The 17,636-nt window shown below is 59.1% G+C and carries 14 protein-coding genes; 2 read left to right on the forward strand and 12 right to left on the reverse strand.

Going from position 1 to position 17,636, the window contains the following annotated elements:
- Window positions 1-176: 176 nt before the first annotated feature.
- From MDHKLMBL_RS11585 to MDHKLMBL_RS11635, 11 genes are all read right to left on the reverse strand, one after another.
- Complete coding sequence (locus MDHKLMBL_RS11585) at window positions 177-2,318, reverse strand: TonB-dependent receptor family protein (protein ID WP_053113137.1); 2,142 nt, start codon at window positions 2,316-2,318, stop codon at window positions 177-179.
- Between the two features lie 194 nt (window positions 2,319-2,512).
- Complete coding sequence (gene purD / locus MDHKLMBL_RS11590) at window positions 2,513-3,799, reverse strand: phosphoribosylamine--glycine ligase (RefSeq protein WP_008170931.1); 1,287 nt, start codon at window positions 3,797-3,799, stop codon at window positions 2,513-2,515.
- 12 nt (window positions 3,800-3,811) lie between these two features.
- Entirely contained in the window at window positions 3,812-5,392 is a 1,581-nt protein-coding gene (gene purH / locus MDHKLMBL_RS11595; RefSeq protein WP_008170932.1) for a bifunctional phosphoribosylaminoimidazolecarboxamide formyltransferase/IMP cyclohydrolase, read from the reverse strand.
- An 84-nt stretch (window positions 5,393-5,476) separates the two neighbouring features.
- Window positions 5,477-5,794 (reverse strand): DNA-binding transcriptional regulator Fis, encoded by a 318-nt coding sequence (gene fis, locus MDHKLMBL_RS11600; protein WP_008170934.1) that lies wholly within the window; start codon window positions 5,792-5,794, stop codon window positions 5,477-5,479.
- The gene (gene dusB, locus MDHKLMBL_RS11605; protein WP_008170935.1) at window positions 5,791-6,789 is read right to left on the reverse strand and encodes a tRNA dihydrouridine synthase DusB; all 999 of its coding nucleotides are present in this window, start codon (window positions 6,787-6,789) and stop codon (window positions 5,791-5,793) included. Before dusB ends, fis begins: the two co-directional genes overlap by 4 nt.
- Before the next feature lie 224 nt (window positions 6,790-7,013).
- Window positions 7,014-8,270, reverse strand: a complete 1,257-nt coding sequence (locus MDHKLMBL_RS11610; RefSeq protein WP_092030463.1) for a DUF3426 domain-containing protein — start codon at window positions 8,268-8,270, stop codon at window positions 7,014-7,016.
- Between the two features lie 61 nt (window positions 8,271-8,331).
- Complete coding sequence (gene prmA / locus MDHKLMBL_RS11615) at window positions 8,332-9,228, reverse strand: 50S ribosomal protein L11 methyltransferase (RefSeq protein WP_008170937.1); 897 nt, start codon at window positions 9,226-9,228, stop codon at window positions 8,332-8,334.
- A gap of 2 nt (window positions 9,229-9,230) precedes the next feature.
- A complete protein-coding gene (accC, locus tag MDHKLMBL_RS11620; protein WP_014578428.1) occupies window positions 9,231-10,577 on the reverse strand; it encodes an acetyl-CoA carboxylase biotin carboxylase subunit in 1,347 nt (448 codons plus the stop codon).
- Window positions 10,578-10,595: 18 nt separating this feature from the next.
- Window positions 10,596-11,063, reverse strand: coding sequence for an acetyl-CoA carboxylase biotin carboxyl carrier protein (gene accB / locus MDHKLMBL_RS11625; protein ID WP_008170940.1), 468 nt, complete (start codon window positions 11,061-11,063; stop codon window positions 10,596-10,598).
- Between the two features lie 27 nt (window positions 11,064-11,090).
- Window positions 11,091-11,531 carry a type II 3-dehydroquinate dehydratase gene (gene aroQ / locus MDHKLMBL_RS11630; RefSeq protein WP_008170941.1) on the reverse strand — a complete coding sequence of 147 codons (441 nt, stop codon included), beginning with the start codon at window positions 11,529-11,531 and terminating at the stop codon, window positions 11,091-11,093.
- Window positions 11,532-11,847: 316 nt separating this feature from the next.
- The gene (locus MDHKLMBL_RS11635) at window positions 11,848-13,461 is read right to left on the reverse strand and encodes a diguanylate cyclase (protein WP_008170942.1); all 1,614 of its coding nucleotides are present in this window, start codon (window positions 13,459-13,461) and stop codon (window positions 11,848-11,850) included.
- Window positions 13,462-13,659: 198 nt separating this feature from the next.
- Here MDHKLMBL_RS11635 and MDHKLMBL_RS11640 point away from each other — a divergent pair, with 198 nt between their 5' ends.
- Both MDHKLMBL_RS11640 and MDHKLMBL_RS11645 read left to right on the forward strand, forming a co-directional pair.
- On the forward strand, window positions 13,660-15,660 hold the full coding sequence (locus MDHKLMBL_RS11640) for a bifunctional diguanylate cyclase/phosphodiesterase (protein ID WP_092030461.1): 2,001 nt from the start codon (window positions 13,660-13,662) through the stop codon (window positions 15,658-15,660).
- Window positions 15,661-15,667: 7 nt separating this feature from the next.
- Window positions 15,668-16,720: a DUF2333 family protein gene (locus MDHKLMBL_RS11645; RefSeq protein ID WP_014578424.1), complete on the forward strand. Its 1,053-nt coding sequence runs from the start codon at window positions 15,668-15,670 to the stop codon at window positions 16,718-16,720.
- An 83-nt stretch (window positions 16,721-16,803) separates the two neighbouring features.
- Here the strand turns inward: MDHKLMBL_RS11645 and ppa are convergent, their stop codons facing one another.
- A complete protein-coding gene (ppa, locus tag MDHKLMBL_RS11650) occupies window positions 16,804-17,331 on the reverse strand; it encodes an inorganic diphosphatase (RefSeq protein WP_008170949.1) in 528 nt (175 codons plus the stop codon).
- Between the last annotated feature and the right edge of the window lie 305 nt (window positions 17,332-17,636).

Consider the following 17,636-nt stretch of genomic DNA (forward strand, 5'->3'; position numbering starts at 1 on the left):
CTCCTTTGGGCGATGTGGTCGGAACTTTGTGTCCGCAGTCTACCTTACTCTCGGGCCGGAGAATGGGAATTGCTTCCCCTGCCCGGCATAAAAAAAGACCCGGCCAACGGGCCGGGTCTCATCAGTGGGCCATTCACAGCGGGTTCGCCCGGAAACCAGGCCAACCCGGTCATTCGTCAGAAATTAACGCTTAACCCCAGTGAAGCGGTGCGCGGCAGGTTCGCCATGGCGCCATCGGGCAAACGTGAGACAATTTGCTGTTCATCGAACAGGTTGTCCACTTTCAGGAAGACATCGGCACTGGCGGTCAGTGCGTAGCGGCTGATGAAATCGACCAGGAACAGGGACTCGGTCTCGTCCAGTTTCGTGGCGGTGTTGTTGCATCCCGCGCTGACACACATCTCATCGACGTAGGTGGCCACAAGGTAGTTGTCCCAGCCACTCGGGTGTTCCATGCCTGTCCGGAAGCTCATCTGGTTTTCAGGTACGTCCTTGAGCTGCTCGCCTTTTTTCAGGCCCGAAGCGGCATTGTCCTTGCTGATTTCCGCCTGGGTAAAGGTGTAGGTAAGGCTGACCGGAAGGTAGAACTCGCCTGCCCGGGTGCCGGTCTGGAGCTGGAACTCAACACCGGAAATTTCAGCCTCGCCGGTTACAAAACTGCCAGAGGTGGCGCCATTGCTGCACGGCGAGCCCACGGAACAGTTTTCGGCCTTGTTGGAGAAGTCGCTGTAGAAGCCGATCATTTCCGCGAAGAACGCATTGCCAAAGTACCGGAGGCCGGCCTCCCAGTTCTTGCTGGTTTCCGGATCTTCGTTTGCCTTGGCACCACCTCCGAGAGGGGAGAAACCCCGGTGCACGCCACCCAGAACCTGCCAGCTTTGGGACAGGTCATAGGTAAAGGAAGCGCCGGGCAGGAGTTCAGCACTGTCATTGGCGCGGGTGCTGTCGACGGTTGTGCGGCCGGGATCCGCGTATTGGGTGCGGCTGGTCTGTACATCCTCGTAGCGCAGGGCGAGGTTAACGCTGAGCTTGTCCGTCGCCTGCCAGGTGTCGAGCGCCCAGAAGCTCAGGGCTTCGCCGGTCTCAAAGCGATTATTGCTGCCCGTGGGGGCGACAGTGTTCTGGAACACCAGAGAGCCGTTGACCTGGTCATAAACATCGACCGGCTGGAAACGATCCATTTCATCTTCGTGGTAGCGGGCGCCGAAATCAAACTGGTGGCTGCCCATGTCGACATCAAAGTTTACCTGCACGCCCTCGGACAGGTAGTCCCTGGCGTTGTTTTTGTAATCCAGGCCGCTGGCGTCAACTGTGCCGTCCAGAATACCCTGGGCATTGGCGTCGCCGCCGTTTGCCGAGTCGATGATGCTTCCGCCGCCGCTGAGCTTGAACCAGTTCCGCTTGAAGTCGTTGCGATAGAGGGTGGCCGTGCTGCTTACGGTATTACTCCAGTCGAACTGATGGGTCAGGCTGATACCGGAGTGGGTATTGTTCATCTGGTCGATGCTGGACAACCCGTAACGCCGGTTCGGATCCTGGCTGAAGTCCGCATCGGTCAGGCCGAGGTAACTGGAGTTGGAGGTTTCCTCGGAGTATTGCAGCTTGGCGGTCACGCTCTGGCGCTCTCCCTGCCAGCGCAGCTTGCCGACATAGTCTTCGATATCAAAGCCGGTATCGCGGTTACTGCGGTCAATCTCCTTGAAGCCTTTCGCGGAGCGCTGGACGGTCTCAAGCAGGTAGCCCCAGTCGCCGGCCGTGTCACCATAGGTTACATGAACGTCGGTGGAGCCGCGGTCGTTGGTGACTGTCTCAACATAGCCCTGCCGCTGATCGGGAATGGGTGTGGAAATCAGGTTGATGACACCACCGGTGGTTTGCGGGCCATAGCGCAGCAGCGGGGCACCCTTGAGTACTTCCAGCGAGGACATGCGCTTCAGTGTCGGAAAATAATAGGCGGCCGGATTGGAGTAGGGCGCCGGTGCGATCAGAATGCCATCTTCCATCAGGGTAATATTACTGCTGCGCTCGGCCGTGGCGCCGCGGATGCCGATATTGGGGCGCAGGCCCAGGCCTTCTTCTTCCCGCACATAGACGCCCGGGACGGTTTTCAGCACCTGGTTGATGTCGGTCTCAACCTCGGTTTTCAACTGCGCCTCACCAACGACGTAGCCTGACCCTGGCAAGGTCTGGGCTGCGGACGCATCGCCAATGATTTCCATGGGTTCAAGCATCTGGGGCTGATCATCGCCGACTGCCCAACTGGCGCCCGGGGCAAGGCTGACAGCCACGGCCAGTGATAAGCGGGAAGGTTTAAACATGTGGTTAATCTCCATTACCATTTGTTTTTCGAAATGTAAGTGACAATCATTACTATTACGTTCGGGCGAAACTTTACGGTTCCGTAACTATAAAGTCAATAGTCAGTGCTTATGACGCAGGCAGGTGTCAGGTCAGGCGAAGAAATCCCCGGTCGGCCGGGGATTGAGAATAGGATCGGATCGGTCGGCCAGGCTCAGTGGGTCTCGCGGCCGATGGCGCGGTGGCCGATGTCCTTGCGATAAAACACGCCATCCCACCGGATCCGGGAGGCCAGCTCATACGCACGCTTCTGTGCTTCGGTGACGGTATTGCCCAGAGCCGTGGCGCAGAGCACCCGACCGCCGTTGGTAACCACCTGGTCTCCGTTGAGACGGGTGCCGGCGTGAAACACTTTCTCGCCTTCGGTCTCGGTGTCCGGCAGGCCGGAAATGGCGTCGCCCTTGTTATAGCTGCCCGGGTAACCCCCGGCTGCCAGCACGATACCGACGGAGGCGCGGTCATCCCATTCGGAATCGCACTGGTCGAGCTTGCCGTCGATGGCCGCGTCGCAGAGTTCCACAAGGTCCGACTTCATCCGCAGCATGATCGGCTGGGTTTCCGGGTCGCCAAAACGGCAGTTGAACTCGATCACCTTGGGGGTGCCGCTGTTGTCAATCATCAGGCCGGCGTAGAGGAACCCCTTATAGGGATGGCCCTCGGCCGCCATGCCGCGCACGGTCGGATAGATCACTTCATCCATGATGCGCTGATGAACATCCGCGGTCACCACCGGGGCCGGCGAGTAGGCGCCCATGCCACCGGTATTGAGACCGGTGTCGCCGTCGCCCACGCGTTTGTGATCCTGGGAGGTGGCCATGGCCAGAACGTGCTCGCCATCCACCATCACGATAAAGCTGGCTTCTTCGCCTTCCAGAAACTCTTCGATGACGACACGGCTACCGGCATCACCAAACGCGTTCCCGGCCAGCATGTCGCGGATGGCATCTTCGGCTTCTTCCAGGGTCATCGCAACGATCACGCCTTTGCCGGCAGCCAGGCCATCGGCTTTGACGACGATTGGAGCGCCCTGCTGGCGAACATAGGCCAGGGCTTCGTCCACATCAGTGAAGTTGCCGTAGCCGGCTGTCGGGATTTTGTGGCGCGCCAGAAAATCCTTGGTGAAAGCCTTGGAGCCCTCAAGCTGGGCAGCGCCGGCACTCGGGCCGAAAACCCTCAGGCCACGCTGCTCAAATTTGTCGACGATGCCTGCAACCAACGGCGCCTCCGGGCCGACGATGGTAAGCCCGACATGATTGGTGGCGGCGAAGTTGGCGAGACCGTCCAGGTCCATCACGTCGATGTCGACATTTTCCAGGCCGGTTTCCCGTGCCGTGCCGGCGTTGCCGGGCGCCACGAAAACACGGTCTGCCTTGGGGGATTGCGCGGCTTTCCAGGCCAGGGCGTGTTCGCGGCCGCCGGAGCCAATAACGAGAATATTCATGGTGATAACCCCTCAGTGCCGGAAGTGGCGCATGCCGGTGAAGACCATCGCGATGCCGTGTTCGTTGGCCGCATCAATCACTTCCTGATCGCGCATGGAGCCACCAGGCTGGATGACAGCGGTGATACCAGCCGCCGCAGCAGCGTCAATGCCGTCGCGGAACGGGAAGAAGGCATCGGACGCCATGACCGACCCTTTCACTTCCAGGCCCTCGTCGGCGGCCTTGATACCGGCAATCTTCGCGCTGTAAACACGGCTCATCTGGCCAGCGCCGACGCCGATGGTGCGACCCGCCTTGGCATAGACAATGGCGTTGGATTTGACGTATTTAGCCACTTCCCAGGCAAACAACAGGTCGTTGAGTTCCTGCTCGGAGGGCTGGCGCTCAGTGACCACCTTGACGTCCTCCATGGCCACCATGCCCAGGTCCCGGTCCTGAACGAGCAGACCACCGGTTACACGCTTGTAATCCATGGAACGGGCACGGTCGCCGTCAAACTCGCCGCACGCAAGCAGACGCACGTTCTTCTTTGCGGCTACCAGTTCCACTGCTTCCGGAGCAACGGTCGGCGCGATGATCACTTCCACAAACTGGCGATCAATGATGGCTTTGGCAGTTTCCGCATCCAGCTCACGGTTGAAGGCGATGATGCCACCAAAAGCCGATGTGGGGTCCGTGGCGAACGCCAGGTCGTAGGCCTGACGGATATCGGCGCCGATCGCCACACCACAGGGATTGGCATGTTTGACGATCACGCAGGCCGGATCCGCGAAAGGCTTCACGCATTCCAGGGCGGCATCGGTATCGGCCACGTTGTTGTAGCTGAGCTCCTTGCCCTGAAGCTGTTTGGCCGTGGCCACGCAGGCTTCCTTGGGGTTGCGCTCGGCGTAGAATGCGGCGCGCTGATGCGGGTTTTCGCCATAACGCATGTCCTGGACCTTCACGTACTGGGCGTTGAAGGTGCGGGGGAAATCAGCGTTGTCGTTATCCGGCGTGCGGCCGCCCAGATAGTTGGCGATGGCGCCATCGTAGCCAGCGGTGTGCTCAAACGCTTTTACGGCCAGATCGAACCGGGTGCTGTAGGTCAGTTGGCCATCGTTGGCCTCCAGTTCCTTGAGGACCCGGCTGTAATCACTGGCGTTGACCACGATGGCGACGTCGTTGTGGTTCTTGGCAGCAGCGCGAACCATGGTCGGACCGCCGATATCAATGTTCTCGATAGCGGTCGCCAGATCACAGTCCGGCTTTGCAACGGTCTCCTCGAAGGGGTAGAGATTGACCACAACCATATCGATAGGGCTAATGCCATGCTCGGACATCACCGCATCGTCAGTGCCCCGGCGCCCGAGAATCCCGCCATGAATCTTCGGGTGCAGGGTTTTTACACGGCCATCCATCATCTCGGGAAAGCCGGTGTAGTCGGAGACTTCGGTTACCGGGATGCTGTTTTCTTTCAGGAGCCGGTAAGTGCCACCGGTGGAGAGCAGCTCAACGCCGCGTTCGGTCAGGGCACGGCCGAAATCGACGATGCCGGTTTTATCACTCACGCTGATCAAAGCGCGACGGACGGAGGTGTTAGCCTGGTTTGCCATGGGTCACTTTCTTCGCTGGAGATGAACGAATAAGGGCCTCGCGAATGGTGTCCGGGAGGCCCTCTTCAAATCAGGGTGTCTGGATTATAGCAGACCGTACTGCTTCAGCTTTTTGCGCAGGGTCCCGCGGTTCAGGCCCAGCATGGTGGAGGCCTTGGTCTGGTTGTTGCGGGTGTATTTCATCACCTGTTCAAGCAGCGGGGCTTCCACTTCGGAAAGCACCAGCTGGTAGACCTCGGTCACCGGAGCGCCGTCCAGTTGGGCGAAGTAGTTTTTCAGGGCGACCTCAACGCTGTCGCGCAGGGTGACGGTGTTGCCGCTGCTGTTCACCGTCTGCAACTGATGGATATCATCGTTGGCCGGGGTGCTCAGGTTGTCGTTTGCCAAAGTCTCAGCGCTCATGCTGCGAATACCTCTCCATTTCGTAAGCCTGCAAAATACCGTTGAATCGTGTCTCTCTGCTCCAGCGCATCGTCGATCGCGTTGAAGCGTTTGCGGAACTGTTTACCCGGATCGTGGGACTGCAGGTACCAGCCCACGTGTTTTCTGGCAATACGCACGCCCATGGTCTCACCATAGAAAGCATGCAACGCCTGGAGATGCTCGGTCAGAATTTCCTCGACCTCATCAAGCTCCGGTGCGGCCATGTGGCTACCGGTTTCCAGGAAATGCCGGATTTCCCGGAAAATCCAGGGGCTGCCCTGGGCAGCGCGGCCAATCAGCAGGCCGTCGGCGCCGGTATGGCGAAGGACGTCCCGGGCTTTCTCAGGCGATGTAACATCCCCGTTGGCAAACACCGGAATGCTGATGCGGGATTTCACATCGGCGATGGTGTCGTACTCGGCATTGCCCTCGTATTTGTCCGCACGGGTCCGACCGTGAATGGCCACTGCCTGAATGCCGGCATCCTCCGCCATTCGGGCAATAACCAGTGCATTGCGGTTTTCCCGGTCCCATCCGGTTCGCATCTTGAGGGTGACTGGGACATCAACCGCCTGAACCACCGACTCCAGAATGTCGCGAACCAGGGCTTCATCTTTCATCAGGGCGGAACCGGCGGCCTTGTTACAGACCTTCTTGGCCGGGCAGCCCATATTAATGTCGATGATCTGGGCGCCGAATTCCGCATTCTGACGGGCGGCATCGGCCAGCATTTGCGGATCGCCGCCGGCAATCTGCACCGAGCGGGGCTCAGGCTCGCCTTCATGGTTCAGGCGGGTCTGTGATTTGCGCGTATGCCAGAGTTTGCTGTCCGCTATGACCATCTCCGACACCGCCAGACCCGCGCCCAACCTCCGGCACAAAAGACGGAAAGGGCGGTCTGTCACGCCAGCCATGGGCGCAACAATCAAGGGGTTGGGCAAAGTGTACGGCCCGATTTTTGCCGTTGGCAGCATGATCTGAGTCCGTGTCACAGCGGGTTAAGCAAAGGTCGGGCTGAGCGGTTGTTCAATAAGTAACCGATCCAGCATCCGAAGGGCGGTAATGATACCGCCGGGTGGACAATGATTGAAGGGGCTGGGCGGTGAAAAAACTGATTATTTTTCGCCCTTTCTGGTTGACTTTTGTTCTGTACGATGACCGTCGGAAATGGCTGTCGAGTGAATACTTGCTTACGGCATCAGGGTGCGTGGGGGCGGAAGAGGATGTTGTAATTCACCGCGTCACGGCCCGGATCCCGAATGTTGATGGCAATGCGAACGGGAGTATCCGTGGGCATGGCGTCCAGCTCCCGACCTTCGCCGGCCAGGTACTCCTCAGGCGTGAACAGACTCTGTGCCACCACATCGCCATTCAGGTTGGAAAAGGTGAGGGCAATGGCGGGAAAGGGTTGCTCGAAGTCGGCCCGGTTAATGATCACGGCATCGACCACCAGTTGCGAGCGATTATCCGGATCGGTCCGCACCACCAGTTTCCGGCTCTGGATGGCTTCCACATTGATCAGCGGTTTGAGTTCGCAGCCGGCCAGTTCACAGCCTTTCTCATAGAAGGGGCGCAGCTCGGGGATGGCCGACAGTCGATCGAACTGGAACCAGGTTACCTGGGCGATCAGAACACCGATCAGACCCAGTACAATCACGCTCCACACGATCGTGCGGACGCCACTTCCACCGGAATCGACAGCAACCGGCTCCCGGCGTAGATCCCGGAAGGGCGGGTCGGCATGGAACGCGTCGGCCGGTCGCTCCGGCTCATCAAAATCGAAACCGGATTCGTCCACAAAGTCATCGAACGGATCAGAATCTTTGGCCGGCCCGGTCGCCGCGGAGGAGGGTGTTCCGGTCTGCTCAAACACCGGTTCTTCCTCCAGGCTCAGCTCAGGGCGAGGTGCTGGCCTCGGCTCCGGTTCGGGAGAGGTGTCTTCAGGTTCCGGTTCGGGGGCAGGCTCGGGGCGCTGGGGGGCAGAAGGTTTTCGGGATGCTGGCTCGTCATCCTGAAGAATGGCTTCGGCCCAGCTCTCATCGACTTGCTCATCGGGGCCGTCGGTGTCAGCGTCTTTGTAATCTGTTTCGTCGCGCTCATCAAAGCTGCGGAAACTATCGCTTAACTCGTCATCGGAGAAGGTCAGCTTGGTGCCGGCGTAAGGCCCTTCCGCCGCATCTTCTTCCGGGTTATCGGCGAAGACAAAATCCTCCTCGCTGACGCCGGAGCCGGAGGTAGAGCCGGCAGGCGATGATGCACCTGCGGGTTGTGCCGGGGTGGCGGGGGTTCGTGGTTTCTCGCCACCGCCTGGGATAACCTGGTGCTCAATGGCATTGAACACCTTCATGCAGTTCCCGCAGCGCACTTTGCCCTTGGCAATGCCAAGCTGTTCTTCGGTTACCCGGAAGCGGGTCTGGCAATTCGGGCACTGTGTCTGCAGGCTGCTCTGGGTCATGCTTCTTCCTGAAAGCGACTAGGCTACGAGTTTCGGAGTTTAGTCGTTAAGACCGGTTTCGTCATCTGTCGTGGCGCCGTCCTGTGAGGCGTATCCACTCTTCCCGCTGCTCGGGCTCGTCCATGACGAACCATGGCTCATAGGCGGCCATTACTTCCCGGGCCTGGTTAGACAGGATGCCGGACAGCACCAGATCGCCGCCGGGCCTGGTCCGCGAGGCAAGATGGGGAGCAAGGCCGATCAGGGGCTGGGCCAGGATGTTGGCAAGCATGATGTCGGCTTTGGTCTCGGGCTCGTTGTCTGGCAGGAACAGGTCCAGCTTGCTGTCTTCGACACCGTTGCGGCGGGCGTTTTCCCGGCTGGCTTCGAGGGCCTGCGGGTCGGTATCGACACCAATCACATGGTCTGCGCCAAGGAGCAGGGCCGCAAGGCCGAGAATGCCGGAGCCACAGCCGTAATCGATCACCTGCTTGCCATGGGGATCCTGGCCATCAAGCCATTCGAGGCAGAGGGCCGTGGTTGGATGGGTGCCGGTACCGAAGGCCAGACCGGGGTCCAGCATCAGATTCGCCGCATCCGGGTCAGGTGCGTCATGCCAGCTCGGGACGATCCAGAGCCGCTCGCCGAATTTCAGGGGCTGGAAATCGTCCATCCAGGCCCGTTCCCAATCCTTGTCCTCAACCAGAGTGACGTCGATTTCCGGAAGGGCCTGCTGGGTTTGCTGGTGCCAGGCATCCCGGATATCGGCGCAGAGCTGCTCGATATCCCGGCCGGAATCGAACAGCCCGGTCACCGTTGTCTGGCTCCATAAAGGGGTGGTGCCGGGGTCCGGCTCATAGAGGGGCTGGTCGGCGGCATCTTCCATGGAGACGGCGTCAGAGCCCATCTCCATGAGCAGATCCTCCAGCTGATCCGCGTTGTCCGGATCAGCCGGGATCTGGAGTTGTATCCAGGGCATGATTAATCCCGCATCAGTTTCTCAAGGTAGTGGATGGTGAAGTCTACCTGTTTAAAGCCACCATCGCGTACCAGTTTCCGATGCAGTGGTTGATTGGTCTTGATGCCCTCGACCACCAGTTCGTCCAGCGCGTTCTTCATCCGGCGCCGGGCAATGTCCCTGTCGTCGCCCCAGGTGATCAGTTTGGCCACCAGGGAATCGTAGTAGGGGGGAACCGTGTAACCGCTGTACAGGTGAGAATCCACCCGCACACCATTACCGCCCGGGGCATGGAAGTGTTTAACCTTGCCGGGGCTGGGGATAAAGGTTTTCGGATCCTCGGCGTTGATCCGGCACTCCATGGCGTGGCCGGAAATCCGGATGTCGTCCTGAGTGTATTGCAGCGGAAGGCCGCTGGCAATGCGGAGCTGTTCGCGGACGATATCAACACCGGTGACCATCTCGGAGACCGGATGTTCTACCTGGACACGGGTGTTCATTTCGATGAAATAGAACTCGCCGTCCTGATACAGGAACTCGAACGTACCGGCGCCCACATAACCGATTTCCTTACAGGCATCGGTACAGGCTTTCAGGGTGCGTTCCCGGGATTCCGGATTGATGTTCGGAGCCGGTGCTTCCTCTATTACCTTCTGGTTCCGGCGCTGCATGGAGCAGTCGCGATCGCCCAGGTGAATGCAGTTGCCATGCATGTCGGCAAGTACCTGCACTTCCACGTGACGCGGGGCTTCCAGGAACTTCTCGAGGTAAACCGTCGGGTCGCCGAAGGCATTTTTGGCCTCGCTCTGGGTGATCTGGACACCCTTGAGCAGGGCCGCTTCAGAATGGACCACCTGCATCCCGCGGCCGCCGCCACCGGAAGCCGCCTTGATCATGACGGGGTAGCCAATTTCCTTGGCAATCCTCAGGGTCCGCTCTTCATCGTCGTCCAGCGGGCCATCGGAGCCCGGCACGGTCGGAACGCCGGCCTTGATCATGGCGTTGATGGCGGACACCTTGTTGCCCATCAGCCGGATAGTCTCGGCCTTGGGGCCGATGAAGCGGAACCCGCTCTTTTCCACCTGTTCGGCAAAATCGGCGTTCTCGGCAAGGAAGCCGTAGCCGGGGTGAATACCCACGGAATCGGTTACCTCGGCGGCGCTGATGATGGTAGGGATGTTCAGGTAGCTGTCGGTCGCGCTGTTCGGGCCAATACAGACAGACTCGTCGGCAAGCCGTACGTGCATCAGGTCGCGATCGACCTGGGAATGCACTGCCACTGTCTTGATGCCCAGCTCCTTGCAGGCGCGCAGAATCCGGAGGGCAATTTCACCCCGGTTTGCGATCAGAACTTTTTCTAACATGGCCATGAGTAGCTATCACCGCGTTCAGGAAATGACGACCAGGGGCTGGTCAAACTCAACCGGCTGGCCATTCTCGACCAGGATGTCCTGGATGGTGCCGCTCTTGTCGGCCTCAATCTGGTTCATCATCTTCATGGCTTCCACGATGCAGATGACATCACCCACATTGACGGTCTGGCCAACTTCCACAAACGCCTTGGCGGTGGGCGAGGGTGAGCGATAGAAAGTGCCTACCATGGGAGACTTCACGCTGTGTCCGGCCGGGGCCGCTGGCGCAGAGGACTCTTCCGAAGCCGGAGCGGACGCTGCCGGCGCCGGAGCTGGCTGCTGGGCAGGCGCTGGCGCAGGGTAGTGGCTCACGTACTGGGTGCCGGCAGCCGGTTCACGCCGGCGGGAGATGCGTACCGAATCGTCGGCCTCGTGAATCTCCAGCTCCTCGACGTCAGATTCCTCGAGCAGCTCAATCAGTTTCTTGATTTTACGAATATCCATAGTCAGTCCAGTCCCGTTTTGTCAGGTCTATCGGTGAATGCGTTTCAGGGCTGCCTGGAGTGCGAGGTCGTACCCCTGGCTACCCAGCCCACAGATAACGCCTTCGGCGATATCCGAGAAATAGGAGTGATGCCGGAACGGTTCCCGGGCATGCACGTTCGAAAGATGCACTTCTATAAATGGAATTCCCGAGGCCAGCATGGCGTCGCGCAGGGCAACGCTGGTATGGGTGAAGGCGGCGGGGTTGATGATGATGAAGTCCACGCCTTCCGCCCGCGCCTCGTGAACCCGCTCAATCAGTTCGTATTCGGCATTTGATTGCAGGTGCAGCAGATGATGCCCATGCTCTGCTGCCAGTGAGCGCAACCGGTCGTCGATGTCTGCCAGTGTCTCGTAACCATAGACCTCCGGCTCGCGGGTACCGAGCATGTTGAGGTTGGGTCCGTGGAGCACGAGAATTGTCGACATGGTTCTGTCTGCCTTGATGTCTTTTTACAGGATCGCCGATTTTAACGGCATGTTCCCCCAATGGTGCGTGCTTGTTTTGTTCAGATCAACACTTTTTGACAATCGTTCCTGTTGTCCATTGGTCGTAAAAAGCCGGCAAATGAATCGAAACGGGATCTTTCCGCTGATGACAATCATTGTCGTGAACGGCGGAACGAACTTCCATACGACGTTGGTTTCATAAAAGGTAGCAGCCGGGCAGTGACTGAGCCATGCCCGACCGAAAATTGTCTGAAAAGTCTGGGGGGAGGGATTCGGGCCGCGGCACGGCCCGGATTCAGGAATCTGCCAGGGTTACGCAGTTGCGGCCAAGCTCCTTGGAGCTGTACAGCGCACGGTCGGCCCGCTCGCACAGTGCCTGGGAAGTGTCGTCGTCCCAGGCTGCGATGCCACAACTGAAGGTGACATTGAATTCCCGGTCGCCGGCCGGTTGCTGCAACTCGGAGAATCGCTCCCGGATTTCATTGAGAACGTTCCGGGCATCGCTCGGACGGGTGTTGGGCAGGATGATGGCAAATTCCTCACCACCGTAGCGTCCGATGTGGTCGGTCTTGCGCAGGCGTTGTTTGAGGAACATCGACAGGCTGCGCAGTACCCGGTCGCCGATCGGGTGGCCAAAGGTATCGTTCACCTTCTTGAAATAGTCGATGTCGATCATCGCAAAGCACAGCGGCTGTTGTTTCTGGCGCGCCCGCACGATCTCCTGGTCCAGCAGGTGGAGGGTGTGGGTGTGGTTGAACAGGCCCGTCAGGCTGTCGCGAATCATCAGGGCCAGCAACGAGCGGGCGCGTCGCCCGCGATTGTGGATCGTGGCAATCAGGTGTTTCGGGTCGATCGGTTTGGTCAGGAAGTCGTCGCCGCCCAGGCTCATGGCATGGAGCTGTTTCGTCACGTCTTCCTCGGCCGAGAGGTAAATGATGGGCACGCTGTGAAAACGGTCCTGCTGGCGGATCACCCGGGCGATTTCCATGCCCGTACAGCCCGGCATATACATGTCCAGGATGATGATCTCCGGCGAGAACTCCTCCAGGGCGTGGATGATCTGCATCGGGTCGGTGATGATGTGGGCGGTCATACCCGCTTTCTTCAAAACCGTTTCCATATATTTCGCCTGGGCCCGGGAATCATCCAGAACCAGGACCTTGTAGGGCTCCACGGTGTTGCCGTGGGTGTAGGTCTCGATCTTTTCGATCAGTTGCCCCGGATCGACAGCAGGGTAGAAGAACTCTTCCCCGCCGCAGCGGGAAGCCTGCAGACGGGTCTCGATAGAACCGTCCTCGTCACTCATGAAAATAATCGGAATCGGCGTATCGTGTCGTTCCTGCAGGCGTTCGATGGTGGTAATGCCGGCATTGGGCGAGCCGCCAAAATTGACGTCTACCAGGATGGTTTCCGGCTTGTGCAGTGCGCAGGCTTCGGTCAGTTCATCGGCATTGGCAAAAGCGGATGCCCGGAAGCCGAAGAATTCCAGCTGCCGGATCAGGCGGGCTGCCATTTCCTGGTTGGCCAGGGCAATGTAAACCGGGGTTCGACGAAATTGGTGGGGCGCTTCAGAACTGTTGAGGTCGGTCCTGCGCAGAGTGCTCTGGGACAAGGTCTCGATGGCATCCTGCAGTTGTCGCTCGAGGCTCTCGTTCAGGGCAGATCCGGGTTCCCACTGGTTGATCAGCGCCAGCGTGGTCTGACCGGCCCGGGCGTGGCTGTCCATTTCAAACCGCTGGGCGTAGCGCACCAGTTTGTCCGTAGCCGCGGCGAACTCGTTGCGGTGGGCCGAAGCCTTGTCCCGGTCCTCGTGAATTTTCTGCCAGGTATCCAGAACAACCCGGGCCTGGGTTGTCACACGGCGTGCGAAATGCTGCCTGAGTTTTTCTTTCTGGCTTTCGTCGTTCATGTTGCTCGGGCCTGTCTCTTTTTCATTATTGGTCGTCCTTTCCCGGTGTGGACGATTTTTCAACCTTAGTCCTTTTTCAGAGTCTATAGTGTTTAATGTTGTCGGCGTAGGTTGCGCTATGTAAATGTTTGTCAACTCTGCGGTGCAGGTCACAAACACCTGGCCGGCTGGCTCACAGCCAATGCGGAGAAGCTCCCCATGGCACGGAAGCACATCCCCCTGAAGCAGACGCAACAGGGTGCGGTCACATTGCGAACCCTGCTTCTGGTGTTGACCGGAAGTCTGCTGGTTACCCTGTTGGTTGCGGTGTTTATCACCAGCTACGGTTATTTCCGGGACTATGTCTCGGATCAGCTGGCAGGTCATGCCCGTGACGGGGCCACGGCCATCGGGTTGTCCCTGTCCAATGCCATCGACGGCCGCGATCCGGTCGCCTCCGCCTCCCTCATTGATGCGGTGTTTGATAGTGGCCGCTACCTGTCAGTCAGCTATCTGAATCATCAGGGCGAGCAGGTTGCCGGTCGGGCCATGACGCTCAATAAAGTGGCTGTCCCCGCCTGGTTCCGCGACCTCGCAGATCTTCCGCTGCCAGTTGCCGAGGCAGAAGTCGTCCGTGGCTGGAGCCGTCTGGGAACCGTGCAGGTAATCAGCCATCCCGGTCGCGCCTATGAGGACCTCTGGCGAATCACCGTCGGGTTGACTGCCAGTACTGCCGTCATCGGGGGGATTGGACTGTTTGCGGTTTTCCTTCTGCTTCGTCGTACCCTGCGCCCGCTTCATGCACTGGAGGATCAGGCAAAGGCCCTCGGGCAGCGGGATTTCAGGAGGCGGGTCTCTATCAAGTCGACCCGCGAGATCAATCAGGTGACCGACGCCATGAACCGGATGGCGGATGACCTCGGCCAGCTCTTCGAAGGCCAGGCGAAACTCATTCAGCACCTGCGCCGGGTAAACAACGAGGATTCGGTCACCGGGCTGGCCAGCCGGAGTGCCTTCGACCAGCGCCTGAAGGTGGAGGTGGAGTCCGAGGAAAAGGCGGCACCCGGAATTCTCATGCTGATTCAACTGGCCGACTTTTCGGGATATAACCAGGCCTATGGCCGGAGCGAGGCCGACCGGTTGCTGCTGAGGGTAGCAACCTGGATTGGCGAATTCGTCATGCAGCATGCCGGGTCGTTTGCCGGGCGCCGAACGGGCGCCGAATTTGCCATTTTTCTGCCCGGTGCGATGCCGGCTGATGCCGGTGTCTGGTGTCGTCAGTTGGTCACGGACCTCGATGGGGTCTATGCAGATCTTGCTTCGCCGATGGACACCTCTGTTCATGCCGGGCTGGCGAGAACCCTTGAGGGGCGTGGTGCCCGGGATCTGATGGCGGCCGCGGACGAAGCATTGCGCGCTGCCCAGAGCAGGGCCGAGAGTGGCTGCCATCTGGCTGACCCTGAGAAAGACGGCCATCACAACCTCGAAACCTGGCGGGTGATTATCAGTCAGGCGATCCGCCGGCAGGCCCTGTCGCTGTGGCTCCAGCCTATGGTGAACGAGGGCCGGCTCATGCCGGTCTATCATCAGGTGTTTTCCCGGATCGATTCCGCCGAAGGGGCCTTGAAGGCAGGCACTTTTGTACCAATGGCTGAGCGTTTCGGGCTGATCTCGGAACTTGATCGTCTGCTGGTCCAGCGGGTGCTCGATTGCCTGAAACAGAGCCCGGATCAGCCGCTGGCGGTCTCGCTTGGTAATGCCTCCGTGGCCAGCGAGGCATTTCGCACGGATTTGCTGGACCAGCTGCGGCAGGCTGGTTCGCCGGCAAGGAATCTCTGGATCGGTATTTCAGAACAGGCAATCCATCACCACCGGACCGCGGTGGGCCTACTGGTCCGGGCGTTGGGGCGACTCGGTGTTCCGGTACTGGTCGACCGCTTCGGGGTGGGAGGCGTACCGTTCAGTTACCTGAGAAATCTGAGGTTTCAGGCCCTGCGTATCGACAACAGCTTCATCCACAATATCGACACCCATGAAGATAACCGCTTCTACCTTGAGTCTGTGGTGGCCATCGCTCACAGTCGTGGCGTGAAAGTCTTCGCCACAGGAGTGGAAACTGCCGCGGAATACTCGGTACTCTGTAAACTGGGTATCGACGGGGCCATGGGTTACCATCTGGGCAGGCCGTTTGCCGCTGACAATCAACAGACAGGGGATTAAAAGTCATATGCCAGGCAAAATCAGACAGTACTTCAAGGACAAGAAAGACGATGTTCAGGATTATGCCGGCGGCAGCGGCGTAATTGGCAAACTGATTCTGGCGTTGGTTGTGGTCTACCTGCTGGTGGCGCTGGTGCTCGGCATGATCTGGAGCAGCGAGCCGGACACCTTCTCGGTGCGCGAGCACACGAGGTCGGTGGCCAACACGATGGAAAGGGAGCCCATTACCGGCTTTGCCACCACGGTCACCATGATTCGTATCGCAGAAACCCTGCTGGACAAGCCTGGTGGCTATATTTCCAACGACATTTTCCCGCCAGGACTGTGGCTGGATAACATGCCGAACTGGGAGTACGGCGTTCTGGTTCAGCTTCGGGATCTTTCGCGCGCCATGCGCAAAGACATCAGCCGCTCGCAAAGTCAGTCCGCGGAAGATCGGGATCTGACGATCGCCGAGCCCCAGTTCCATTTCGACAGCGAGAGCTGGGCAATCCCGTCTACCGAGGCCGAGTACCGTCGGGGTATTACCGCTCTGAAGCGTTACCTTGACCGGCTGTCGAGCCCGGAACAGGCCGACGCCCAGTTTTTCGCCCGAGCGGATAACCTGAGCAACTGGTTGGCGGACCTGGAGACTCGCCTGGGAAGTCTGTCCCGTACACTTGGTGAGAGTGTCGGCAAGGCATCGGTATCAGACTCGGTGATCACCATGAACTCCGGTGATCCTCTTGCTGAGGAAGCGACCGGAGAAGACGTGAAGACACCCTGGACCAAAATTGATGACGTTTTCTATGAGGCCCGCGGCAGCTCCTGGGCGCTTCTGCACATCTTCCGGGCAATTGAAGTGGATTTCCGGAAAGTGCTGCAGGACAAGAACGCCATGGCCAGCGTACGGCAGGTGATCATCGAGCTTGAGGGCGCTCAGGGCGAAATGTGGAGCCCGGTGATTCTCAATGGCAGCGGCTTTGGCGTACTGGCCAACCACTCGCTGACCATGGCCGCCTACCTTTCCCGCGCCAACTCGGCGATCAGTGACATGCGGGACCTGCTGTCCCGGGGCTGATGACAGGAGAGTTCGATCCAGAAACAAAAAAACCGGGCGCTAAGCCCGGTTTTTTTATGCCATCAAACCAAGAAGAGTCCGGCTTAGCCTTTGTAGGCGTTAACGGAATCCACGATGGCTTTCCTGGCGGCGTCGGCGTTGTCCCAGCCTTGCACTTTTACCCACTTGCCGGGCTCGAGCGTCTTGTAGTTCTCGAAGAAATGCTTGATCTGGTCGCGCAGCAGCTCGGGCAGATCGTCAATTTCCTTCACGTCATGGTAAGTGGTGGTCAGCTTGTCATGGGGAACTGCAACCAGCTTGGCGTCGCCACCGGCTTCGTCTTCCATGTTCAGCACACCCACCGGGCGGCAGCGAATCACGGAACCGGCCTGGATCGGGTAGGGGGTTACAACCAGTACGTCCAGGGGGTCACCGTCGTCGGCCAGGGTGTGCGGGATGAAACCGTAGTTGGCCGGGTAGAACATGGGGGTCGCCATGAAGCGGTCTACCAGCAGGGCGCCCATGTCTTTGTCCAGTTCGTACTTCACCGGGGAGCTGTTGGCCGGGATTTCGATAGCAACGTAGATGTCTTCAGGCGGGTTCTTGCCTGCGGGGATGTTGTCGAATTGCATGTGCGATCCTTCCTGGTACGTTAAAGGTACGTTTAACTGCGGTTAAAAAGTGGGCGCAATTATACGGGAGTATCCTGCAGTTCGAAACTAAACCTTGGTCGTTGAGTTGGGTGCACGCGGCTATCTGGCGGGGCTTTCCGAAAAACGCCCGTGAATACGTCCCTGTAGGGCTCGGTCGCGCCATCCCTGGCGCTCCACGTTTTCGGAAAGCCCCGCCAGATACCCGCCCGAACCTTTGAGGAAAACCGTTGAAGTAAACCCGAAACAAAGAACGCAATATTCAACACGAGGATTGCAAAGTGTTC

Source organism: Marinobacter flavimaris (genome assembly GCF_002933295.1).
Lineage (GTDB): Bacteria > Pseudomonadota > Gammaproteobacteria > Pseudomonadales > Oleiphilaceae > Marinobacter > Marinobacter flavimaris.